Genomic DNA, 25,281 nt, shown 5'->3' with positions numbered 1-25,281 from the left:
ATCCCGATCAGAAAACCCCTTATGATAAAAATAAGCATTTAGACTTATTTATATTTCCTCAACAAGGTAATTCGTATGATTTATGTTATCTTTACAATAATCTGCAAAAAATAACTACAAAAGTTAACGAAACATTTCTACAATAGGTATTGTGGTCAAAAAAATTAGAAAGGCGGAGATCAGGTGAAGAAGCAAACACATAGGTCTAAACGAAGGAAAAACCTGTCTATTCTGCTCACTTCCATTATGATGATTAGTCTCATTCTCCCAGCAGTACCTACTCATGCAGCAATAGAAAACGGCGATGCCGTAAAAGTCAGCATCTTAGCCACAACGGATGTTCATGCGAACATGATGAACTATGATTATTACAGCGACAAAGAAACAAATGAATTTGGTTTGGCAAAAACAGCCGAGCTAATTGAAAAGCACCGTTCACAAAATCCAAATACACTCCTTGTTGATAACGGAGACCTGATTCAAGGAACCCCTCTTGGAGAATACGTTTACAAAAATGAGAAAGACAGCATCATCAATCAAACAAAGGTTCACCCCATTATTCATACACTCAACAAACTAAAGTACGATGCAGGAACACTTGGCAATCATGAATTTAACTACGGATTATCATTTCTTGACGGTACTATTGCCGGGGCTAACTTCCCAATTGTCAATGCGAACGTCAAAAAGTTAAATGGAGAACACCGTTTTACGCCTTATGTGATTCAAGAAAAAACATTTAAAGACGCAAACGGAGCCTCACAAACTGTGAAAGTCGGTTACATAGGATTCGTTCCACCACAAATTATGACGTGGGATAAGAAGCATTTAGATGGACAAGTTCAAGTGCAGGATATCGTCGAATCTGCCAATGAAACCATTCCTGAAATGAAGGAAAAAGGAGCAGATATCATCGTCGCTCTTGCCCATACAGGAATTGAAAAAACCGCTTCGCCTAAAGGATCAGAAAATATGATCTTTGACCTTGCCACGAAAACGAAAGGCATCGATGCGATCGTGTCTGGCCACCAGCACGGCACATTCCCAAGCGCTGAATATAGCGGCGTTGACAAATTCGATGTCTCAAAAGGAACCATCAACGGCATTCCAGTCGTCATGTCTAAAAACTGGGGAAGCTACCTCGGCGTCATTGATTTAACATTAGAGCCTGACGGCAGCAACTGGAAAGTCACAGATGGAACAGGAAAGATTGAATCTGTTGCAGGAGTCACCTCTCAAAACAGCACTGTAAAAGATGCTATTCAAACGACGCATCAAAACACACTTGATTATGTAAGAAAACCTGTCGGTAAAACAGAAGCAGACATTAACAGCTTTTTTGCTCAAGTGATGGATGACCCTTCTATTCAAATTGTGACGGATGCACAAAAATGGTATGCACAAGAAAAAATGAAGGATACGTCATACAAAAACTTACCGATTTTATCTGCAGGCGCCCCGTTTAAAGCCGGCGGCCGAAACGGTGTAAATTATTATACAAATATCGCAAAAGGTGATTTAGCGATTAAAAATATCGGCGATCTCTACCTTTACGATAACACCGTGCAAATTGTCAAACTGAAAGGCAGTGAAGTGAAAGACTGGCTCGAGATGTCTGCCGGACAGTTTAATCAGATCAAACCAAACGATTCAAATGAACAGCCTATTTTAAACGAAGAATACCGCTCGTATAACTTTGATGTGATCGATGGTGTCACCTATCAAGTTGATGTGACGCAACCTGCTAAGTACAGCACAACAGGCACTCTTGTCAATGCGAATGCAAACCGCATCAAAAACCTGTCCTACAACGGAAAACCAGTTTCTGACAATCAAGAATTTTTAGTCGTGACAAACAACTATCGAGCTTCTGGCGGCGGTGGCTTCCCGCATCTGACGCAAGATAAAGTGGTGCTTGCCTCAGCCGATGAGAACCGCCAAGTGCTGATGGATTATATTATCGAACAAAAAACCATCAACCCAAGTGCGGACCAAAACTGGTCCATTGCACCAATCAAAGGCGCAACAGTCACATTCGAATCTTCTCTTTTAGCTAAGCCTTTTGCTGAAAAATCTAGCAGCGTAGACTTTGTTCGTAACGCCAGCACAGATGGTCTTGGTGTGTACAAGCTAGCCTTTAAAGAGGATGGCACAACAGAACCGCCTGCATCAGACAACTGGAATTTAACGGTGATGCATACAAACGATACACACGCCCACCTTGATGATGCGGCAAGGCGTGCCACAAAGATTAAAGAAGTTCGAGCCGAAAGCAAGAACAACATTTTATTAGATGCTGGAGATGTCTTCTCTGGTGACCTATATTTCACAAAATGGCAAGGACTTGCCGATCTCAAACTGATGAACTTAATGAAATATGATGCCATGACGTTTGGTAATCATGAATTTGACAAAGGTCCTTCTGTTCTTCGTCAATTCCTGACAGGTGATGCATCAGATGTAGATGCGAAAAACCGTCACCAATTTGAAAAGCCTGCATTCCCGATTGTGTCATCAAACGTTGATGTCTCTAAGGAAAAACAATTGAGCGGCTTAGTGAAAAAGCCAGCCACATTTAAAGCTGGTGAGAAAAAAGAAGCTGGGATTTACCCATACATCCTGCTTGATGTAAACGGTGAAAAGGTGGCGGTATTCGGCTTAACCACTGAAGACACGGCCATTACATCCAGCAGCGGCCCTAACATTCAATTCAAGGATGCATACAAGAAAGCAAAGGAAACAGTCAACACCATTCAAACAGAAGAAAAAATCAATAAAATCATTGCTTTAACACACATTGGCTATAACCGTGATCTTGAGCTTGCTCAAAAAGTAGACGGGATTGATTTAATCATTGGCGGTCACACGCACACCCTTGTTGAAAAATTAAAGGTCGTCAATAAGAAAGAACCAACGATTGTCGCACAAGTAAAAGACTACGGACAATTCTTAGGGAAAGTAGACGTGGTCTTTAATCAAAAAGGAGTCGTACAGCCAAAGGCATCTTCTTTTGACCTCATCACCATCGATGACTCTGTCAAAGAAGATGCCGATGCAAAAGCGATCCTCGATCAGTACAAGGCAGATATTCAAGATTTAAAAACGGAAAAAGTCGGCTCTACTGATGTCCTCTTAGATGGACAACGAGAGCACGTCCGTGCGAAGGAAACGAACCTTGGGAACTTTATTGCTGACGGCATGCTGAAGAAAGCACAAGAATCTGCTGGTGCTGATCTTGCTATCACAAACGGCGGCGGTATTCGAGGCAGCATTGAAAAAGGAGATATCACTTTAGGTGATATTTTAACGGTCATGCCATTCGGAAACACACTCTATGTTGCGGATTTAAAAGGCAGCCAAATTAAGAAAGCGCTCGAACAAGGGCTTTCAGGCATTGAGGAAGGCGGCGGCGCATTCCCTCATGTAGCCGGCATTGAATATACGTTTACACTGAGTAAACCAGCTGGCAGCAGACTCATTGATGTCAAACTGAAAGACAAAAACGGCAAACTAACAGACATTGATGATAAGAAAACATACCGCGTGGCAACAAACGCATTTGTCGGGACAGGCGGCGATGGCTACAGCGTCTTTACAGAAGCCTCTCACGGCGAAGACTTAGGCTATGTTGACTATGAAATCTTCAAAGAGCAAATTGAACAGGCAGATGGCGGGCATATTTCTCCTGTCATCGATCATCGAGTGAAAGAAGTGTTCCTTCCACGTGCGAAAGGAAAAGGCGCTTATGACATTCAAGATGATGAGAAATTCCAAACGTATGTGCAGCATACAAACAAAGCATTGCTCTATTTAGACAAAGCGAGCGAAGCGAAAAACGTTCAATTGTCTCTATCAAAAGCACAGGTAGCCGAGCTGAAGAAAAGAGAGCAAGATCCGAACGTCACTATCTATCATGACAAAGTGGGACTCGCATTACCGCTGTCTAACTTGTCCGAGAAAAACGCAGAAATATCGATGACAAAGACGGATAAGGTGAAAAATGCATTAACGAATACGTATGATTTCCAAATCAAACAAGATCAGAAAAAGGTTTCTACCTTTAAAGATCCTGTTACACTATCCTTTACATTAGATGAGCCTCAAAAGGCAAAGAAACCTGGTGTATATTATGTAGACCGCAAGAAAAATCGTTATGCCAAAACAAGTAATGGATCATTCCAAAATGGGGTCGTTTCAGGTCAAACTGAGCACTTCAGCGAATACACCGTACTCAACCAAAGCGGAGCAGCTGGAACAACGCCAGATCAAACTGGCGGAAATGGCGGAACTTCAGCGCCAGGCGAAGGTACAGGTACAGATCCAAACCAAGATGGAACCGGACTCCCAGGCGGCACACTGCCGAATACAGCAACAATGATGTATACAGCTGTATTGATTGGCGTACTCATGCTTGCCTCAGGCGGTATCCTCTATTACTACCAGCGTAAGCGTACAAGAAAAAATGTATCATCCTAAAAGAAAAGGACAGAGCCTATGCTCTGTCCTCATATTGTTGACAAAGGGCTAAAATGCTCTTGATTTTAGCCCTTTGTCTTCTTTTCAGCGTGATAGAAAACCTTTGCAGTCTAGGAAGGACGAGCACTGGAGCGGAGCGAATTTGACATTCGTGAGCACCGGAGCGCAGACCTGACACCGAATGCGAGGGTTTGTCTACACGCTGAAGGACAGAGCCTATGCTCTGTCCTTTTTTCATCTCAATCTTGGGATAAATAGATCCAATTGCGTTTATCAAATTGTTTCACATCATCTGATCCTATATGACGCAGCATTCTATTGAAGAACGTGATGTCATCTTCATCATCGATGGCATATAAATCCTCTTGAACATAATCTCTCGTAATAAAATTCGTTAAATTCGTATTATTTACAAATTCAGCAAAATACGATTGGACAAGAGTTAAATCCTCTTCACTTAACTTTTCATCATTAATAATTGAAATATGAAACACATTCAAAATCGCTTGTATATCTTCTTCATCCATATAACATAATGGATCTAGTTTTCTATCTTCTTCCATAAACGGTTTTCGAGTATCTTCAATGATGACGTAACATAATATTCGATGATCTTTCATCACGCTAAAAATTTCTAAATCCCGTAATTTTAGTGGTCGATTCAGTCTAATCATTTTTCCTCCTATAAATCAAAATTTTTTCGTTGTGTATATCCCCGTTTCTCCAAAACCTGAAAAGGACAGAGCCTATGCTCTGTCCATTTTTTCTCTTCTAGCAAAATCGACGAATCTAAAGCGGTCTAATCGGTGACGGCTTTCTGTGTATTGAAATAGACTCGTATCCTCTAAGAACACATAATTCTTTACCACGACGACATGGTCAAATCCTTTCAAATCAAGGTACTTGGCGTCCTCTTCTGTACATGGCTCTACCACAAACTCCTTTTGAGCATAGCTGATTGATACACCGAGTACTCCTTCAATATACTCGTAGATTGATCCTTCGCATATGTCTTTAGACAATACTTCAACATGCTTTTGCAAAAAGTAGTCCTTGTCTAAAATCACTTCTTCCCCGCTAATATTGCGAGAGCGAATGACTTTCCAGACGTCCGTCTGTCCATCAATTTTCAGCTGAGACTGAATATACTGATCCGGTTTGATTAAACCGAATTCATGAACCGTTGTAACTGTCTTTCGGCCAAGCGTTTTGGAAAGCTCTTTAAAGCTGACAAGACCTGATACAGGGAACTGCATTTTCTCCCGATTCAGCAATACAGAGCCTTTCCCGCGGATTTTTTGGATATAGCCATTTTGCACAAGAATATTTAATGCCTTTCTCACCGTCTCCCGGGACGTGTCGTACATAATCGAAAGCTCATGCTCTGATGGGAGGATGCCTTTATCCTGCCATTCACCTTGTTCAATTCGTCTTGCGAGCTGATCATAAATCACTCGAAACTTATTCTCTTTCATTTTCCCTCCGCCCCATTTTCTAGCGTTTGGTTAAATGATAAACGATTGACTCATATGGGCGCAACGTAAATCCCTTGATATGTGCCGGCACATCCTCATAATTGGATAACAGCACTTGACTCTCCATCTCATCAGCAGCCTGCACAAGCTCATCAGGAAGCGTAAAGTCCGTCTCCCCTGCATAAAAGTGGTTGATCACGAGGAGCTTCTCATCCTTGCTTTCTCTAACATAAGCAAAAATCTTTGGATCTTCTGCTAGGAGTAAGGAGAAGCTGCCATATGTGATCACGTCAAGTTCTTTACGCAGTCTGCAAAGGGCTTGGTAATGATAGAAAATGGACGTCCGATCTTTTAATGAAGCCTCGACCGAAATATCGTTATTGGCTGGCTCAATCCAAGGCGTTCCTGTTGAAAAACCTGCATTCTTCTCTGAGGTCCACTGCATTGGTGTTCTCGCATTATCTCTTGACTTGACCTGTAAAATGGCGAGTGCTTCTTCCTTTGATTTCCCCTTTTCAAGCATGACTTCGTACATATTGAGTGATTCGATATCACGGTAAGACGAAATGTCCTCAAAGCGAGGATTCTTCATGCCTATTTCCTCACCTTGATAAATATAAGGAGTCCCCTGCATGAGATGAATCGTGGTCGCCAGCATCTTCGCTGATTGCTGATGATACGTGTCATCATCACCATACCTTGAGACGATACGCGGCTGATCATGATTGCACCAAAACAGCGCATTCCAGCCGCCGCCCTCATGCATTTTCGTCTGCCATTCAGACAGAATCGACTTCAATTCTTGAAAATCAAATGGTGCGATCGCCCACTTTTCACCGTTTGGATAATCCACCTTTAAATGATGGAAGTTAAACGTCATATCCAGCTCCTGCCGATCAGGTCTTGTATACCGAATACAGTCTGCGATATTCGTCGAAGACATTTCTCCCACTGTCATGCTATCGTATTTCGAAAAAACCTCCTGGTTCATTTCATGCAAAAATTCATGAATTCTTGGCCCGTCTGTATAGTACATGCGGCCGTCGCCTTGCACAGATTGTCCGGCATCATCTAAGAAACGCTGATCCTTTGAGATGTTGTTGATGACATCCAGCCTGAACCCATCAATTCCTTTTTCAAACCAAAAGTGCATGATGTCATATACTTTTCTGCGCACCTCATCCTTCTCCCAATTGAGATCCGCCTGAGTGACATCATATAAATGAAGATAATAATCTCCTGTTACTTCGTCCAGTTCCCAGGCTGGACCGCCAAATTTCGACTGCCAATCATTCGGGGGAGATCCATCCGCTTTTGGCTCCTTCCAAATATAATAATCTCGGTAAGGATTATCCTTTGACTCACGCGAGGCTTGAAACCACTCATGAAAAATGGATGTATGGTTCACGGCTAGATCCATGATGACTCGTATGCCTCTTTCATGCGCTTCCTTCAGCATGCATTCAAAATCTGTCATTGTGCCGTACATCTCATGGATTTTTGTATAATCACTAATATCATAGCCATTGTCATACTGCGGGGACTCATACATTGGCGTGAGCCAAATACAATCCGCCCCAAGCTCTTTGATATAATCAAGCTTTTTCGTCACGCCATTGATATCACCTGTCCCAGAGCCTGTTGTATCTAAAAAGCTTTTCGGATAAATTTGATAGACCACCGCTTTTTTCCACCACGGTTCATTTGTTTGCTGATTCAATTTCCTTCACCACCACTAGTTAAGTTCGTCTGAAAAATCCTTCTTCTTTTTTAGTTTTGCATATAAAAGAGTACCGATGAATGGGAGGATGAGTACAATCACCATTCCGATTGCAAATGCACCCCAATATTTCGGGATAATGGAGAAGATTCCTGGAATGCCGCCAACACCAACTGAGCTTGCCAGCACCCCTTGAGAGGCGATAAACATACCGGCTAGTCCTGAGCTGATTAGTGCAAAAATAAATGGGAATCGATAACGCAGGTTGACCCCAAACATGGCCGGTTCAGTAATTCCTAAATAAGCAGAAATACTTGATGTCAGCGAAAGTCCTTTTTGCTTTTCATCTTTTAAGACAAACATCATCGCAAGGGCAGCTGATCCTTGTGCAATGTTGGATAAGGCAAGCATTGGCCATAGGAACGTGCCGTGCAGCTTTGAGTTAATCAATTGAATATCAACAGCGAGGAACGTATGATGCATTCCTGTAATGACTAATGCTGCATACAGTCCGCCGTATAATAGACCGCCAAGTGCTGCGAATTGCTGGAATACCGCTACAAGTCCAGATGTTAAAACATTACCGATTGCAAATGTAACAGGTCCAATGACGATGAATGATAAAAATCCAATGACTAATAACGTAATCGGTGCAACCACTAACAGCTGAATACTTTCAGGTGTCCGTTTTGTGATAAATAATTCGAGCTTTGCAAGTAAATAGGAGGCAACGAGTATCGGAAGAACCTGTCCTTGATAGCCTACCTTCTGCACTTCAAGTCCAAACAAGTTCCAAACAGGAATGTCACCGGTCTTCTCTGCCGCTCCATAGCCCCATGCGTTTAACAAGTCTGGATGTACGAGCATCAGACCGAGGACCATCCCTAAAAGTGGATTCCCCCCAAACCGCTTCACAGCTGACCAGCCAATTAATGCTGGCAGGAACGTGAAGGCAGTGCCAGCAATTAAGTTGATCATATTCGCTAAATCAGCCCATGCCGGGTACACATCCACAATCGATTTTTGATCGAAGAAAATATCAGGAGCTGTTAAAATATTATTAATCCCCATTAATAAACCGGCTGTGACGATAGCAGGAAGAATCGGTATAAAGATATCCGCAAGCGTTTTCACAGCACGCTGCAATGGATTCAATTTTTGATCAGAGGCACGCTTGACGTCCTCTTTTGTGGCTTCCCCAATTCCCGTCCTTTTGACCATTTCGGCATATACTCGATTGACGACCCCTTGGCCGATAACAACTTGGTATTGACCGTTCGCTGAGAAAGATCCCTTCACTTCATCAATTTGTTCAAGTGCTTTCTCATCCACCTTGCCTTCATCTTTCAGCACAAAGCGCAGCCTTGTTACACAATGTGTCGCTTGATCGATATTTTCTTTGCCGCCGATGGCTTTCACAATCTGATCTGCTGCTGCCTGATAATCAGCCATACTATCCCCTCCGAGATCGTTTTTTTATATAAGAAAAAAGAACCAAAAAACTTGTATATACATGTTTACTTCATATTTTATATTTGTATATACATGTAGTCAACAATAAAATGTAGCGCTTACATAAAAAAAGCTCCCTCAATGTGCTCAGGGAGAGGCAGCGTGTCATTATCTTTTTTTATGCTCCGTTAATTTCTCGTAGACCTTATTTTTGTAAAAGGAGGAGGCTGGTCGGGCAAAAGTTTGACGCTTAGATGTAAGTTCATCCAGACGTTTTTGTTTTTCTTCACATATGAGAGACAGTTTCTTTCTTACCTCTCCATCTATACTCGATTGAAGTAATTCTTTGACAGTCATAAGTTCTTTTTTCAGCGCTGTTTCTTCCCCAGCAAATCCGGCATTTTTCATAATGCGGTAGCCCATTCTAAGTTCTTCTGGTACATGAGCAGCGTCATCTTTTGGCAGAGGCTTCCCAAAGCCAGATAATCCTTCAAAAGCCCCATTATCCATCGCTTTTTTGATCCGTTCTTCTGATAATCTCTGCGCAAAATCCATAGCGTTTCTCCTTTCACCGCAAGTATGTGATTAAGCATAGCAAAAAAGCTGCCTCTCTCACAAGAGCCAACTTCAGCGTCTAGACAAACCGCATTCGGTGCTCATCCCTACTTCACTGAAAAGAGAAAAAGGGCTAAAATATTTTAGCCCTTTCTCGTTATTTCTTGTCGATTTTGAAAGTTGAGACCATTTGTGCTAAGTCGTCTGACATGTCAGAGAGCTGTTCAATCGCACTTGAAATTTGCTGCATACCAGCACTTTGCTGTTCTGTTGCTGCCGCCACTTCTTGTGAGCTGGCTGCTTGTTCTTCCGATACCACCGAAATTTGTTCAATCGATGTAGAAATCGTTTGATATGCACGTTCTACCTGGTTGATGGATTCAAGCAAGTTGTTCGTTCTTCTTGCAAACTGAGACACGCCGTCGTAAATCACAGCGAAGTTTTGTGACGTGCCTTCCATTTGCTCACGTCCTTCTTCCACTGCTTTACTGCTTTCCTCTACGCTTTCAAGAACACGCTGGCTGTTTTCCTGTGTACCGATAACGAGGTCTGAAACAGTTTTAGCTGCATCTGCTGATTGCTCTGCTAATTTACGTACCTCATCTGCCACAACAGCAAACCCTTTTCCTTCTTCCCCAACACGTGCCGCTTCAATGGAAGCATTCAGTGCAAGAAGATTCGTTTGTGCTGAAATGTCCGTAATAATCGAGATCACACTTTCAATCTCCGTTGAATGGGATTGTAATTCTTCTGCTGCCTGCTTCGAGTTGGTCATCTTGTCATGTAACAAGTTCAGATGATCAAGCACATGGTTCACAAGTTTTTGACCAGATTCTGACTGCTCCTGTACGTCAGATGAAACAGATTTCATTTCATCGACTTCTTTTGTGACACCTTCGATTTGAGTATCGATCTCTGCAACAGATCTCGTACAATCCGTAATATTTGCGACAGAATCATTGATTCCTTCACTCATATTCGTCATGGCTTCTGACACTTGCTGCGCACTTTGACTTGATTCGTTCGTCACCGTGCGAAGCTGTGAAGACATTTTTGATACTTCACTAGATGAGTGCGAGATCTTCGAAATGAGCTCTTTGATCCGCCCCTGCATCTTTTGGAAGGATGCAGCAAGCTGGCCGATCTCGTCTTTACTCTCAACTTCTACCATTCCAGTTAAATCACCGTCAGCAATTCGGTTCGCTGAATCCATCAATGAACGTGCTGGTTTCGCAATTCTTCTTCCCATGATAAAGGAGAAGAGCAATCCACCGATGAGCACAATAGCCGATGCAACCGTAATGTAGATTGTCAGCTTCTTCGTTGTGGCTGGAACAATTGATGCATCTAAATCAATCCCTAAAATCCCTGTCAGCTCACCGCCTGAATCTTTGATTGGCAAAAAGACTGATTTATGTGTTCCATATGAATCATGGTAAATATCACTTTTGACCATTTTATCTTCAGAGAGAGCTTGCTTCATCTCATCTGAGAATGCATAATCCTGGTCAAAATCATTGTCTTCCCCAGTTAATACGATAATTCTTTCTTTACCGCCTTTATTAGATAACACGTATAAGTTCTCAAGCGTATGATCTTTTTGAAGCTCTGTGAATTTCTTTTTGATATCGACATAAATGGGATCATCCTTCCCGCTAATGCTGAGCACGTTTCCATCGATGTTATCGATTTCTTTTTTGGCGGTATCAATATCTGTTGTTAATCGATAATCAAATTGCTTTAATAACTGGGATGATAAATCCTGGCTGACTAGATAAAATGTTAGAACGAATAATGCAACGGTTGCGAGTAATGTTACGGTAACGACTGACATGATTTTAGAGGATATCGTGTATCCTCCAAATTTCCTTTGTTTCGCCATTTTTTCCTACATCTCCACTCTCAGATTTGATTTAAGCATGTACATTTTCAAATTGTCCACAAACAGATGCAATCACATCTTTTAAATAAGATACGATATGAGGGATATGCTCTGGTAACGTATAAGGTGAGATGACAAAAAACTTACTAACACTTAGATAGAATTCTTGACCTTCTTTTGAGTTAACAAGTAAAAACTTCGTTGTATCGCCAAAGAACATCTCGTCTCTTTTCTCTCCAAGTTTTTCAAACAGCATTTTGTTCAATTCATTGTTTCGCTCAATTTCCATTGAAGTCGCTTCGCCAGAAATCTCTTCTTGAAAACGCGGTGAGCCGTCTAGGTAAATTCTAAATAATGTAGCCATTCCGACGTTGTCATCATTCACGACTTCTGCTTGCGGAATTTCCCTACTAAGTGCTTCTCTGAAGGCAAGGTTTACTTCTAAGAATTGACCGAGCAAGCGCTGGTAGCCTTCAATCCCAAACGTTAACAGCACACTCAGCATGCTGATTGAGCTTCCCATTCTTGAGCACTCAAGTGTATAACCCGTATGGTATTCCCCGTAGCCTCTATGGCCAACATATGGCGTCTCTTGTTCTTCCAGATCCAAACGCTTTAAGTCAGCAGCGTTTTTCACTAAGAATAAACTGGATGTGTATGGTGTTTGGCCGAGCTTTTGAAAATCAAAGCACATCGAGTCTGCAAGAGAAAGATGCTGGAATTTCGCTTTGATTTCTTTTAGCATACGAAGAACACCGTCTGAGAATTGCAGCGGGTTTTCTGATACATCATACTCATTAAAGAAAGCAAAGAATCCACCCAGCGCCGAATCTGCATGAATATGCGGCACCTTCAGATCATACTTTTCAGCAATCGCTTCTGCTGTTTCACGTACCCCTTTTACATCATCAATTGCAATGGCATCTGTTGTTCCGGTTGTTGCCACAATATAAACGGGAATCCCGCCATCCTGTGCAACACGTTCCATTTGACAACGCAAATCTTCCATATCCATTGAATGATCTTTATTCGTCTTAATTCTGATTAAGTTGTTTGTGCCAAGTCCTGTTGCTTCCATTGACTTAAATAAGCTGTAATGTGCGGCATCAGAACAAAACGCATAAAGATTTTGCGGAACTCCTTTTCGCAGTGACTCCGGCGCTGCTTTGGCAATCGCTAAACGAAGTCCTGAAAAAATCGCTCCTTGACCTCCCCATGTTGTGTATCCCCCGCTCACGTTTGGATCATATCCGATGAGCTTAGACATCATTGAGACCACTCTGACCTCAGCTTCCGCACCTGCTGGCCCGTAAACATCCCATAGGTTGTTTCCGTTTACCAGCATAGCTGTCAGCATGCCTAAAATTCCTGGTGTACTTGCCATTGGCAAAATGTTCGTGAAGAAATACTTGGTGTGGTATGGATGGTTATGTAAAAGCTTCAGTAATTCTTCATTCACAAGTTCCGCTTGCTGGCCGTTCATCGGAATTTGACTTGTTTCAGTGAGCTTTTTGTAAAAGTCCTCCCCACGATTCTTTTCACCTTTAAGGTGTGCACGGTTGGGATCCTTCAGGTCATCGACCCCTGAAATGATCTGCTCCATCAATTTGACGAGTTCTTTACGCTCTCCTGCATTTCCGTCCTCACTCGGAAACCAGTTCTGAACGAGGTTCTCTGCTCGTACAGTCATATACTATCAATCCTTTCAATGGAAGATTTCCTGTCACTGTCTATATCGACCCCAATTCAGAAGTTTATAGTCTCGATATGTTCACTTAAGTATATCTAGATAATTTGTTTACTTATTAAAATAAATAAAACCCTTAAAAAACACATTAAAAGCATTATGTTGATGAAATACAAAAATATATTGATATATCGTATGAGAGGAATTTTTATCCATCATCTTGTTCCATTCCATTGTTCATTTTTTTTGCTTAACCTGCATAAACATTAATAAACAATGGAAAAACTCTCTAAATGACCATTGTAGAAATTAAATTAATTCTTTAGACTTATGCCTTTTTACCTGTTTTATTGATATAGCAACTGGAAAATTGCTGAATTTTCTGTCAACAATAGGTCGATTTTCATAAAAAGTTTTTCGATGGGCGAATATTTTCATTTTCTCTCCTTTTATTGCTCGGACAGGCTTGCAAAGGCGCCTCACCGGTTATGACTTTTCTATTTGTGCATTTCGTGGTATATTCTAATGGTTCGTTTTCTTTCGTTCCGCCTCTTCCGTGTATCGGAGAAAAGGAGTGTTTATATGAAAACATTTATTCAAAAAAGAGGTCTCGGCTTCTTTCTGATTGCAGCCATCTTACTATGGCTCAAAACGTATTCAGCGTATTTAATCGAATTTAAACTTGGTATATCAAATGTGCTTCAGCATATTTTGCTTTTCGTGAATCCTATTAGCTCCAGCTTGTTCTTTCTTGGCTTTGCTTTATTGTTCAAGAAAAAATGGCAGCCTGCCGCTATCATTGTGATTCACTTTTTCATGTCTTTTTTACTATACGCAAACATCGTGTACTATCGATTCTTCAATGACTTTATCACGCTGCCTACAGTGATGCAGGCAGGAACGAATGGCGGACAATTAGGTGATAGTGCATTTTCACTCATGCGTTGGACTGATGTGTTTTACTTTATTGATACAATCATTTTGATCGTACTTGCAGTCCGCATGAAAAGGCAGCAGCAAACAAGTACAGCCACGACTGTACCTGTACAAAAGTCAAAATCGTTTAGACTCGTCCTTGTGTCCTCTGTTGTGATCTTTGTTTTAAACTTAGTTGCTGCAGAGATCGATCGTCCAGAGCTTTTATCAAGATCGTTCGACCGCAATTATTTAGTTAAATATTTAGGTGCTTATAACTTTACTGTGTTTGATGCCATTCAAAATGTGAAATCAAACAGCCAGCGTGCTCTCGCAAATTCAAATGACGTGACAGATGTAGAGAATTATTTAAAAGCGAACAGCGCTGATCCTAACCCGGCTTATTACGGGAAAGCGAAAGGCATGAACGTGATTACAATTTCTCTTGAATCTCTGCAAAACTTTGTCATTGATTATAAAGTGAATGGAAAAGAAGTAACGCCGTTCCTTAACTCATTGGCACACGACAACAAAACGTTTTACTTTGATAACTTCTTCCATCAAACAGGACAGGGAAAAACGTCTGATGCTGAATTTATGATGGATACTGGATTATTCCCATTATCACAGGGCTCTGTTTTTATTAACAAAGCGCAAAACACATATCAAGCACTTCCTGGTATTTTAAAGAAGGATCAATATACGTCAGCAGAATTCCATGGTAATACGAAAACCTTCTGGAACCGTAATGAAATGTTTAAATCCTTTGGGTATGACAGATTTTACGATTCTGAATACTACGATATGAACGAGCAGGATACGAAGAACTACGGACTGAAAGACAAACCGTTCTTCAAAGAATCGATGCCAATGCTTAAAAACATGAAGCAGCCGTTTTATTCGAAATTCATTACCTTATCGAACCATTTCCCATTTGGAATGGACGAAGGTGACACTGATTTCGAACCTGGTGACTTCGGTGACTCTGTCGTCGATAACTACTTCCAATCGGCTCATTATTTAGATGAAGCGATTGAACAGTTCTTCAACGATTTGAAAAAGTCAGGTCTCTATGACAACACAGTCGTCATTATGTACGGAGATCATTATGGCATTTCTGAAAACCATAATGAAGCGATGGAAAAAGTGACAGGGCAAAAAATTGGAGATTATGAAAATGCACAGCTCATGCGTGTGCCGCTCTTTATCCATGTACCTGGCGTAAAAGGCGGACAGATTCATAAATACTCTGGTGAAGTCGATGTCGCACCAACCCTTCTGCACCTGCTCGGCGATGATACGAAGAACTATTTAATGTCTGGTTCTGATATCTTATCGAAGAACTTTAAAGAGCTTGTGCCATTTAGAAACGGTGATTTCGTGTCTAAGGACTACACGAAAGTAGGCAATAACTATTACAGCAACAAAACAGGCGAGAAAATCGAGCCAACTGACAAGGCATCACAAGAAAATGAAACGGTGAAAAAGATGCTGGAGACATCTGATAAGATTGTCACCGAAGATTTACTCCGTTTCTACAAACCTAAAGGCTTTACACCGATTGACCGCAACGACTATGACTATACAAAGAAAGTACAGGATGAAAAGGATTCCTCTTCCGCCAAAGATGAATCCAGCTCTTCTTCAAAATAACTTTCTCATGCTAAGAACCAGCCGATCCTTGATCAGCTGGTTCTTTTTACGTTTGATCATGATTACTCCGGGTATAGGAGAAGAAGGAGGGATTTATCATGAAGAAAACAGCAGCTTTTGTTGTGACTGCCTCGCTTGCTTCGTCCGCTTTATTCGGTTTCAGCCCTGCTGTCTCAGCACACGCCATGGCCAAACCAGCAGCAGAACAATCCGTTCCTCAAGGTCCAAAAGCCGCGCTTACCAGCATTTATGAGCTGGCACATAAAGGACAAATGCCTTACTATGCAAAAGGGCTCAAAATAGGCGTTCAAACAAAAAAAGACGTTCATCATAAGCTCGGAAATCCATACCCAGAAACAGGTCAAAGCAGCTTTGATCTCTATCACGCTGAAATGGGGAATCCTGGATTTGCTTTTCACTATGATGCAAAAGGCAAGATTGATGAAATCCGTTATTTCGGAACGAATGTAGAAAAAGAAACGAATATTGGTGGAATGACCCCTGCTCTACTAAAGAAACAGCTCGGATCAGCGGATTCAGTGAGCACCATCCCGCAAACAAAAGAGAAAAAATATGTGTATCGAACCGGTGATTATGAGCTCGAATTTATCGTTGGACATGATCCTGATATTAGCCAGCATGAACTCACCGTGCTGCATATCAACTTGATAAAAGCCAATTCTTAAATAAAAAAGCATCCTGAGCACATGCTCTGGATGCTTTTCTTTATTATGATGCCACTTCTAATTGCGGCTTTCTTTTCAGTTTTCGTTTGAGGACTGGACCTGCTACATAATCAAGACCAAGTTTTCCGGCATTTCCTTTCGCTGCCATGATGAAGACTGCGATCAGAAGAAGCAGCGGGTTCACAGAGACGGTTCCAGCTAGTAAGAAAGAGACATTCATCACGCTTCCAAAAAAGGCTGCCGTTGTTGTGAATAATCCGACAATTAATCCTAGGCCTACTAAGATTTCACCCCACATGACCATGGCACTAAATAATCCGGCATTCGGCAAAGCGACATTTTCTAAAAACCATACATAGAATGGATACACAAGATGACCATCTTTGACGACAGGTTCAGATATCGCAAATTGCAAATAGCCTGATGCATCAAATCCACCTGTTAGTTTTCCAATACCAGATGTCAGCCAAGTCCATCCGATATAAAGTCTTGCTGCCAAAAGGATAACGGCTGCCCATACATTCGTTTGTAAGAATTTTGTAAACATGATGATGCCTCCTTTTAAATTATGTGAAATATTTCACATTTTCTTTATGATCTTATTATACTATGTTATATCTTATTTGTGATCTTTTTCACATATATATTCACAAATTGTTCATGAATATCTAATTTATGCAAATCTCAAAAGTGTGTGCAGCTTGTAGAAATAAACTTTTGGAGTGTGACGCGTTTCATGGTTTTCAAACAACTCAACTGCTGTGTCAAAGTACGATAGGGATGAGGTATTGGTTAGTAGTGATGTGTACCTTTAAAGAACCAGAAGTAATACTCTAACAACCTGTCCGGTCAGTTAATATTTTAAAATAAGCTTTCGTCTGCTGTTCGAGAAAAAAGTCCTTTACTAAGACCTTAGTCAGAGAAAATATAAGCCTCGAGCGGGTTTAATCAATTTCCTCCTCCCTTTATTATCAAAGTAAGTAACACGTCACAATTAACTAGAGAACATTAAGGGAGAGAAGACAATTGAATAAATTATGGCGTTTCATCGTGTATGTATGCGTTTTCGTTCTGGTTGTTGGAGGAACCGGAGCGATCGGTTTCATGAGCACGATGCAGGAGGCTATGTCGGTTTATGATAAGCCAGTTCCTGCTTCTCTACAAAGCATCCAAACTCCTACCTATGATTCGAAAAAGCCAACAGTGGTCGTTATTTTGGCGAATGAAGTAACCGAGGTGTTTGATTTTCTCGTACCATACGAAATGTTCTCCATGACGGGTTCGTACAATGTATTTGCGGCAGCTCCCAACAAAAACATAAAATCGTTGACGGGCGGGCTTGATGTCGTACCGCATTACTCTTTCGACGAGTTGGACAAATTGACAGGCAAAAGCCCGGATATAATTGTGATCCCTTTCATGCCGATTTTGGATGAAGCGCAATACAAGCCCGTCCGCGATTGGATAAGGAAGCACTCCGGCAAGGAAACGATATTGTTGTCCATCTGCAATGGGGCGGAAAATTTGGCGGATACCGGCCTGCTGAACAGGAAATCTGCAGCAACACATTGGGGAGATATCGGCAGATTGGAAAAGAAATATACCGAGATTACTTGGAAAAGGGATCAGCGTTACGTGCATGACGGTAACATAGTCTCCTCCGCCGGCCTGACTTCGGGGATTGATGCCACACTGTATGTTATATCCCAGCAAATGGGAGATCCTGTAGCGGAGAAAGTGGCGAAGGAAATGAATTACCCTTCCTACGATTTTGTTCAGCATCCGCAAATGGAGCCTTTCACGGCCGGATTGAGCGATATCGTCTATATTTTGAACAATGCGTTTCAATGGAGCAAGGAAAAGAACGGAGTCCTGCTGTATGACGGTGCCGACGAGCTTATGTTATCCTCGGCTTTTGACACGTACGGGGCTTCTGGAACAACAACAACATTGACGATATCCAACAAACGCGAGCCGGTTGTTACTCGGCACGGTCTGAATCTGATCGCCCGATATCAAATAGAGGATGCTCCAAAACTCGACAAAATGATTTTTGTGGGACCGGACGTGAAGACGCGCGCTGCAGACGATATCCGAAACTGGAACGTGAACGGTGGAAAGGCTGAGCAGCTTTTCCTGCACAGTGATTCGCCAGAGCGGTTCGCGATGGAGCCTGCGTTTGAAGATTTGGCGAAGCAAGAAGATATCTTGACGGCGAAATTCGCCGCCAAGCGGCTCGAGTACCGCGCCACAAGCCAGCTTAAGCTTAAAGGAGCACCATTTTCGTACGAAGCGTTCGGCATACCGATCGGTGTCGGCTTGTTGTCTATGTTCGTCGTATATTTGGTAGAAAGACGTTTCTTAAGGAAAAAAACTGTTCCTGCATAAAACAGGAAGCAAAAGAAACATCACAGTTTAGGAAGAAGAAGCACAATCCATTTACAATTAAGAGTAAATGAGATTGATCATGCTTTGAAAGTTGCCATAATGGTTGATTACTATAAATTTAATTAAATTCCTGATAAAAAATGATCAAACTTTTTTATAAAACCAAAACTTAAATATGCTAGAGAAGAATCCATTTTGATCATACTTTTTTCAAAAATGGGTTCTTCTAATTTATCGCAAAATAAGGGTTTATGAGGTATTTATGATTAAACTTTATTACAAAGCAACACCTTTCAAACTTTCCAATGAGTCAAAACTGAACAGGTCACACCAGAATTCATCTTATCTTGTTATTTCTCTTTTTGCTGCTTCATAGAGGTAAACTTTTCCCTTGCGAAAACCGTCTAAGTCATTTCAGACAGTAAAAAGGGGTTTAATTTTGTATGAAAACACTATTTCATTTTGCTTATTTACAGGCCATCTCATGTCTATTCCCCGTCATGATCTTTGCGGCGCTTGCCCTATCAAAGACGGTGTCTATTCCTTTTCTTCACCGGTATGATTTCATTCTACTGCTTTGCCTCGCAGCTCAAATCCTAATGCTTGCGCTGCGGCTGGAGACTTGGACGGAGCTAAAGGTCATTTGTCTATTTCATCTCATAGGAATCTGTTTGGAAGTGTATAAAGTACATATGGGCTCTTGGTCCTACCCAGAAGCAGCTTATACAAAAATATTCGGGGTTCCACTTTATAGCGGCTTTATGTATGCAAGTGTGGCTAGTTATATTTATCAGGCATTTTCATGGCTTCATATAAAAGTGACCGACTGGCCTCATCCATTTCTTTCAATTGGTATCAGTTTGTGCATTTATCTCAATTTCTTTACCCATCACTGGCTTTATGATGTCAGATGGTGGCTGACATGTCTGCTTGTTGTTGTGTTTTGGAAAACGTCGGTTTCGTTTCAGGTTGGTCCATCTTCCTTTCGAATGCCGCTTGTTGTTTCATTTTTCCTGATTGGCTTTTTCATTTGGATTGCCGAAAATGTCACCACCTTTTTAGGCGCGTGGCAATATCCAAATCAACAGCATGCTTGGTCCATTGTTCATCTAGGGAAAATTAGTTCATGGTTCTTACTCGTTGTGATCAGTATTGTGCTAGTGATCGAACAGCGTAAACAAAAAAACGTTCAGCCCATTTGACCTGGCTGAACGCTTTTTTTAATCTCGATCGACTTCCTTGCGGAGATCATCTGCGACAAATTCTACATTCGTTCCAATGATAATTTGTACGGATGTTTTTCCAGAAGTCAGTACCCCTTTGGCACCTGCTTTTTTCAATGTACCTTCATTTAATAAATCAGTATCCTCTACTGTTAAGCGAAGACGTGTGGCACAATGATCAATCGTGGTGATATTGTCTTTACCGCCAAGTCCCTCTACGAGCATACTAGCTCCTCTTGCCGTCACCGAATCATCCGCTGCGATATCTTCCAGGTCATCATCTTCCCTGCCTGGTGTTTTCAGCTTTAATAGTTTGATGAGGAAATAGAAAACGACAAAGTACACAACGCCATAAATGATTCCTACTACAAGAAGCATGATCGGTTTTTGCGCAATGCCAAAGCTTAAGACGTAATCAATCGCACCTGCTGAAAAGGCAAAGCCGCTATGAATCCCGAGGGTGTTCACAATAAAAAGCGAAAGCCCTGTTAAAATAGCATGCACGCCATATAAAAGTGGAGATAAAAACATAAAAGAAAATTCAATTGGTTCAGTGATCCCTGTAATAAATGATGTAAGTGCCATCCCAATCATCAGACCAGCTGTTGCTTTTCGCTTCTCAGGTTTTGCAGTCACAACCATGGCTAGACATGCCGCTGGCAGACCAAACATCATCACTGGGAAGAATCCTGTCATAAAGACACCCGCGCTTGGATCTCCTTTAAAGAATCGCGCTAAATCCCCTGTTGCCCCGCTGAATTCCCCGAATTGAAACCAAAATAAGTTATTCAAAACATGGTGCAGTCCTAATGGAATGAGCAGCCGGTTAAAGAAACCAAACAGCCCTGCCCCTGTTGCTCCAAGACTTAAAATCCATTCCCCTAAATCATTGATCACACTTTGAATCGGCGGCCATACATATCCAAAAACGGCTGCTAATAGAATGGTGAAAAGTGCGGTCATAATAGGCACAAGCCGCCTTCCGCTAAAGAAACCTAAGTATTCCGGCAGCTTCGTATCCTTAAATTTATTGTAAACATAACCTGCCAAAAGCCCGCATAAAATACCGCCCAATACCCCCATATTGTTGGTTGAGTTGATCGACGTGGTACCGGCTGACAAAATAAAATAAGAGATTGCACCTGATAATGCCGCTGCCCCGTTCCCATCCTTTGAAATACCAATCGCTACACCCATTGCAAAAATTAAAGCCAAGTTCGCAAAAATTGCATTCCCTGCCTCATAAATAAACGGGATATTGAATACATCCTCACGCCCAATGGCCAAAATAATCCCTGCTGCTGGAAGTACAGCGATTGGAAGCATAAATGATTTTCCTAGCTTTTGAAAAAACTGAAACACCATCTGACTTCTCCCCCCTTTGTCATCATCATGACTAAATCGTTCATGATGTTCATAAAAAATATATCATATGCACGTCTAGTTATCTATACCAATTTGTCCACATCGATTTGAATTCCGCTCTTTACTCTTTTTGCGTAAAATGTGGTAAGCTATTGAATAGAATGAAGATATAGAAAGCGGGAATGAACAGTGATTGTCAAACATGATCATGAGTTAGAAGCCTTAAAAAAAGTCGGCCGAATTGTCGCTTTGGCAAGAGAAGAAATGAAAAGCCAAGCGAAACCAGGCATGTCTACAAAAGAATTAGATTTGATTGGGAAAAAAATATTAGAAGAGCACGGTGCCAATTCAGCACCTGAAAAGGAATATGACTTCCCTGGTACTACTTGTATCAGTGTAAACGATGAAGTTGCACACGGTATCCCTAGTGAAAAAACCATTTTACAAGAGGGCGACCTCGTAAACATTGATATCTCAGCAGAGCTTGACGGCTATTATTCCGATACAGGCATTTCATTTGTTTTAGGTACAGGTGATGCTCGTCTTGAAGCATTATGTAAGTGTGCGGAGGATGCGTTCCTAGAAGGATTAAAGCATGCAAAAGCCGGTAAAAGACAAAACCAAATTGGCCGTGCGGTCTACAATACGGCGAAAGAACAAGGATTTACCGTTATTAAAAACCTAACAGGACACGGCATTGGGAAAAATCTGCATGAAGCACCTAATCATATTTTGAACTACTATGATCCATTCGATAATGCTTTGTTTAAAAATGGCACAGTCATTGCCTTTGAACCTTTCATTTCAACAAATGCTGAATCAATTTATCAAGCTGATGATGGCTGGACATTTAAAACACCAGATAAAAGTCTAGTCGCACAGATTGAACATACCATTGTGATCACTAAAGACGAACCGATTATTTTAACAAAGCTTTAAACAATCGATCCTCTCCTTTGAATGGAGGGGATTTTTTCATACCCGTTTCACCAATCTGTCACGACTAAACAAAAATGCCTGTGGTAAAATAGGCAAAGATATGTGAAAGGGGTCTTATTTGATATGTGGTTCATCATCATAGGTGTTATCTTTTTCATCGAAAGTATTATCTTAACGGTTGTAGGGATTAAGAAAAAACAATCCATGATGACCTATCTTGGTGTTATCATCATGATTATGACGGTCGGCATGATCCTCGTTACCCTCAACCCGCCAAATTCATAAATCAATATTTCCAGCATATACATGGATCATAGGCAGATAGAATCAGTTTTCATTTCTTGACACCTGCACACTTTTCACGTCCTTTTTTGAGATGTTACAATGCAGGCAGTTTCAATTGAAAGGAGTTTTCTATCATGCATTATGGTAGCAAAGGCTGGTATGTCGAAGAATTAAAGAAGCTTGGTGTGACTAAGCATGAAGGAAGAAAGCTTCAAAGCTTAAAAACATATTTCCTTGCAAATCTTCTTGAGCAAAAGAAACGCAGCTCATAAACGCTGAAAAGCCGTACATCTTAAGCTGATGTACGGCTTTTTTTAAATGTGCTGAATTCGTTTTTCTAAAGACTTCCTCACCACATCTGCTAAAGCTTCTACTTCAAGAACGGCTTTCAGTCTCTCCGGACTTGTTTGACGATATTTGACCTCATTGACCTCATGGACCGTAATGTGATGGGACGCTTTTTCTACGAGTACAAGCGATGCATCAGGCGGTACCATGCCTTCTTTCAGTACACGTAAATAAAAGCCTGTATACCCTGTTTTCTGCACTTCCTTTACAATCTTCATGTTGCCATGCTTAACAGATAATTTCACACAAGGCTGTCTTGGCTGGCTCACCTCAACAAATGCATCTCCAAGCTGAAACACATCGCCAATATGCACATTCGTCTCGACTAGCTTGCGTACTGTTACATTCTCGCCAAAGGCAGCTTCCTGTAATGGAACCCCTAAAAATTGTTCAAAGTGAGCATAATGATCATACGGAAAGACGCAGACGGCTTTATCATAGCCCCCATGATGAATCAAATCACCTTGGCCATCTCCCTCAAAATTGATCTGACTTAAATACACAGGCTCATGAATGCGCTTTTTGTTGATGGCTGTTTTGATTTCTTTTCCGTTCGCATAGGTGATGATAGGTTGTCCCACTTGGATTCCTTCTATGGCATATCTCTTCTGTCCCACGATGGCCATCTCCTTTGGTTGTCTACTGGCTTTTATTTTACATCGTTTGACAAACAAATCAAAGTCGAGGCGTGAAGATCAGTTGCAGGCTATGGTACGATGTGAAAAAAGGAGAGATGACCATGGTTCATTATCACGCCATTGTAAAAGGACGTGTGCAAGGAGTCGGCTTTCGTTATTTTGTTCAGGGAGAAGCCGTCAATCGTGGAATGAAAGGCTGGGTACGCAACACTGACGAAGGTCATGTCGAGTTAAAGGTAGAAGGTGAGCAGCAGAAAGTGATTGATTTCTTAGAAACTGTCCGGAAAGGAAGTCCTTTTTCAAAAGTCATCGGCATGCACATGGAACCGCTCACCGAGCTGGCTCATTATAAGGTTTTTCGAATACGGTCATAAAAAACTAGCTATTTGTAAACATTATTCCTATTCATGATAGTTAGACGGAGCGTTCGTATTATATAGTTCAGCCAGAACTTTCTGGTTGAACTTTTTTTATTTAGATTTAATCTATCAGTAGCCAGGGTAGAACGTACGGGGGCGTAGGACATTGATTTCCGTCAAGTAAACAGTTTACCACCTACTTGTAGAGATATGTTTGAGGCTGGTTGGGACTTAGACCTCGTATAACATCGAATCGGTACAAGTCATGAATAAGATTAATTGGACTGGTTCGATATTGCCTCAAAATAGTCTAGAACTACCTTGCGGAATTCCAATGAAGCTTGCGTCATGTATCGGCTTGTATGCCATAATAAAGCGATATCACGTACAAGTTCATGATTCTCAACTTGCAAATATTTAATCTTTCCCCATGATATTTTTGCTGTGCTTGGTATGAAGGCAAGTCCAATTTCAGCTTCTACAAGACTGATCAAACGTGTAGGTTCATCGCCCTCATACACATATTTAAGGTCAATTCCAGCCGATTTGCATACAGAGTCTACTAAATCACGAGTGCCGTATCCTCTTTTCACACCGACAAAGCATTCATCCTTAAGTTCTGTTAAACATACGCTACTTCGGTCTGCCAGTCGATGCCCATTAGGAACTGCTACAAGAATGGGATCAACAAAGACAACTTGACATTCGATGTCTTCCCCTTGAAAAGGAGAGGACGACAAGCAAAAATCGACTTCGCCTCGATGTAAAAGCGTGACCATTTCCAGTGTGGTCAGCATTTGCACATGAAATTGGATATTAGGGCGTTTTTTACGAAACTCTCGCATAATCTGAGGCAAAGTGCTTGCTGTGGTTACCGCAAGCTTTAGTGTGCCAGATTCTGCTCTAGACAAATCGCTAATCTCTTGTTTTCCCTGTTCCAACTCAAACAAAGCCCTTTCCGCGCGACGAATGAATTTGTTGCCAAATTCATTTAATCGCAGTTTCCTGCCTGTGCGATCAAATAAAGGTACCCCTAAATCTTCTTCCAGACGCTGAATCGTTTTGCTTAGCGACGATTGCGTAACGTGGAGGCTTCGTGCAGCTTCGGTTACATGCTCTAATCGAGCTACCTCTAGAAAATATTGTAGTTGAAGGAGTTCCATTTCATTTTCTCTCCAATCATTCCTTTTGGTCAATGATATCATAACTTTAAATGCGTTGGAATGAATGTAAAA

Annotated in this window: 20 protein-coding genes; 9 read left to right on the top strand and 11 right to left on the bottom strand. The window is 41.4% G+C overall.

All coding sequences use genetic code 11. The annotated features are described in order from the left end of the window. Positions 1–183 precede the first annotated feature (183 nt). Positions 184–4,476: a multifunctional 2',3'-cyclic-nucleotide 2'-phosphodiesterase/3'-nucleotidase/5'-nucleotidase gene (locus NSQ72_RS03770; RefSeq protein WP_341083321.1), complete on the top strand. Its 4,293-nt coding sequence runs from the start codon at positions 184–186 to the stop codon at positions 4,474–4,476. Positions 4,477–4,715: 239 nt separating this feature from the next. On the opposite strand, the gene NSQ72_RS03765 is transcribed toward NSQ72_RS03770, so the two are convergent. The 7 genes from NSQ72_RS03765 to NSQ72_RS03735 all read right to left on the bottom strand — a co-directional run bounded on the left by NSQ72_RS03765 (position 4,716) and on the right by NSQ72_RS03735 (position 13,250). Next, positions 4,716–5,150, bottom strand: coding sequence for a hypothetical protein (locus NSQ72_RS03765; protein ID WP_064497723.1), 435 nt, complete (start codon positions 5,148–5,150; stop codon positions 4,716–4,718). 72 nt (positions 5,151–5,222) lie between these two features. Next, the gene (treR, locus tag NSQ72_RS03760) at positions 5,223–5,951 is read right to left on the bottom strand and encodes a trehalose operon repressor (protein ID WP_064497722.1); all 729 of its coding nucleotides are present in this window, start codon (positions 5,949–5,951) and stop codon (positions 5,223–5,225) included. 19 nt (positions 5,952–5,970) lie between these two features. Next, entirely contained in the window at positions 5,971–7,671 is a 1,701-nt protein-coding gene (gene treC / locus NSQ72_RS03755; RefSeq protein WP_341083319.1) for an alpha,alpha-phosphotrehalase, read from the bottom strand. 15 nt (positions 7,672–7,686) lie between these two features. After that, on the bottom strand, positions 7,687–9,123 hold the full coding sequence (gene treP / locus NSQ72_RS03750) for a PTS system trehalose-specific EIIBC component (protein WP_041087235.1): 1,437 nt from the start codon (positions 9,121–9,123) through the stop codon (positions 7,687–7,689). 168 nt (positions 9,124–9,291) lie between these two features. Continuing rightward, on the bottom strand, positions 9,292–9,678 hold the full coding sequence (locus NSQ72_RS03745; RefSeq protein WP_058837482.1) for a DnaJ family domain-containing protein: 387 nt from the start codon (positions 9,676–9,678) through the stop codon (positions 9,292–9,294). A gap of 157 nt (positions 9,679–9,835) precedes the next feature. Next, a complete protein-coding gene (locus NSQ72_RS03740) occupies positions 9,836–11,560 on the bottom strand; it encodes a methyl-accepting chemotaxis protein (protein ID WP_341083318.1) in 1,725 nt (574 codons plus the stop codon). 31 nt (positions 11,561–11,591) lie between these two features. Further along, the gene (locus NSQ72_RS03735) at positions 11,592–13,250 is read right to left on the bottom strand and encodes a pyridoxal phosphate-dependent decarboxylase family protein (protein WP_039177127.1); all 1,659 of its coding nucleotides are present in this window, start codon (positions 13,248–13,250) and stop codon (positions 11,592–11,594) included. Positions 13,251–13,829: 579 nt separating this feature from the next. Here NSQ72_RS03735 and NSQ72_RS03730 point away from each other — a divergent pair. Together NSQ72_RS03730 and NSQ72_RS03725 are read left to right on the top strand one after the other, a co-directional pair. Then, the gene (locus tag NSQ72_RS03730; protein WP_126681355.1) at positions 13,830–15,815 is read left to right on the top strand and encodes an LTA synthase family protein; all 1,986 of its coding nucleotides are present in this window, start codon (positions 13,830–13,832) and stop codon (positions 15,813–15,815) included. Positions 15,816–15,913: 98 nt separating this feature from the next. After that, positions 15,914–16,501, top strand: a complete 588-nt coding sequence (locus NSQ72_RS03725) for a YjgB family protein (RefSeq protein ID WP_058837485.1) — start codon at positions 15,914–15,916, stop codon at positions 16,499–16,501. Between the two features lie 43 nt (positions 16,502–16,544). Here NSQ72_RS03725 and NSQ72_RS03720 read toward each other — a convergent pair whose 3' ends face one another. After that, on the bottom strand, positions 16,545–17,048 hold the full coding sequence (locus NSQ72_RS03720; RefSeq protein ID WP_024426621.1) for a DoxX family protein: 504 nt from the start codon (positions 17,046–17,048) through the stop codon (positions 16,545–16,547). A 479-nt stretch (positions 17,049–17,527) separates the two neighbouring features. On the opposite strand from NSQ72_RS03720, the gene NSQ72_RS03715 reads away from it, so the two are divergent. After that, positions 17,528–18,889, top strand: coding sequence for a DJ-1/PfpI family protein (locus tag NSQ72_RS03715; RefSeq protein ID WP_099663029.1), 1,362 nt, complete (start codon positions 17,528–17,530; stop codon positions 18,887–18,889). 443 nt (positions 18,890–19,332) lie between these two features. Further along, entirely contained in the window at positions 19,333–20,091 is a 759-nt protein-coding gene (locus tag NSQ72_RS03710; RefSeq protein ID WP_341083316.1) for a DUF817 domain-containing protein, read from the top strand. A gap of 18 nt (positions 20,092–20,109) precedes the next feature. Here the strand turns inward: NSQ72_RS03710 and nagE are convergent, their stop codons facing one another. Then, on the bottom strand, positions 20,110–21,477 hold the full coding sequence (nagE, locus tag NSQ72_RS03705; RefSeq protein ID WP_341083314.1) for an N-acetylglucosamine-specific PTS transporter subunit IIBC: 1,368 nt from the start codon (positions 21,475–21,477) through the stop codon (positions 20,110–20,112). Between the two features lie 189 nt (positions 21,478–21,666). On the opposite strand from nagE, the gene map reads away from it, so the two are divergent. From map to NSQ72_RS03690, 3 genes are all read left to right on the top strand, one after another. Then, positions 21,667–22,416, top strand: coding sequence for a type I methionyl aminopeptidase (map, locus tag NSQ72_RS03700; RefSeq protein ID WP_024424611.1), 750 nt, complete (start codon positions 21,667–21,669; stop codon positions 22,414–22,416). A 123-nt stretch (positions 22,417–22,539) separates the two neighbouring features. Next, the gene (locus NSQ72_RS03695; RefSeq protein WP_087976421.1) at positions 22,540–22,701 is read left to right on the top strand and encodes a hypothetical protein; all 162 of its coding nucleotides are present in this window, start codon (positions 22,540–22,542) and stop codon (positions 22,699–22,701) included. A 134-nt stretch (positions 22,702–22,835) separates the two neighbouring features. Next, positions 22,836–22,973 (top strand): YflJ family protein, encoded by a 138-nt coding sequence (locus tag NSQ72_RS03690; RefSeq protein ID WP_064497716.1) that lies wholly within the window; start codon positions 22,836–22,838, stop codon positions 22,971–22,973. Between the two features lie 42 nt (positions 22,974–23,015). Here the strand turns inward: NSQ72_RS03690 and NSQ72_RS03685 are convergent, their stop codons facing one another. Next, complete coding sequence (locus NSQ72_RS03685; protein ID WP_341083313.1) at positions 23,016–23,666, bottom strand: MOSC domain-containing protein; 651 nt, start codon at positions 23,664–23,666, stop codon at positions 23,016–23,018. Positions 23,667–23,788: 122 nt separating this feature from the next. Between NSQ72_RS03685 and NSQ72_RS03680 the strand changes: the two genes are divergently transcribed. Continuing rightward, positions 23,789–24,061, top strand: coding sequence for an acylphosphatase (locus NSQ72_RS03680; protein WP_341083311.1), 273 nt, complete (start codon positions 23,789–23,791; stop codon positions 24,059–24,061). Between the two features lie 260 nt (positions 24,062–24,321). Here the strand turns inward: NSQ72_RS03680 and NSQ72_RS03675 are convergent, their stop codons facing one another. After that, a complete protein-coding gene (locus tag NSQ72_RS03675) occupies positions 24,322–25,209 on the bottom strand; it encodes a LysR family transcriptional regulator (RefSeq protein WP_058837491.1) in 888 nt (295 codons plus the stop codon). Between the last annotated feature and the right edge of the window lie 72 nt (positions 25,210–25,281).

This window comes from Bacillus sp. FSL R5-0659 (assembly GCF_038008785.1).
Taxonomy (GTDB): domain Bacteria; phylum Bacillota; class Bacilli; order Bacillales; family Bacillaceae; genus Bacillus; species Bacillus safensis.
Note: the sequence above shows the minus strand (reverse complement) of the source record. Positions and strands in the feature narration are given on the sequence as shown.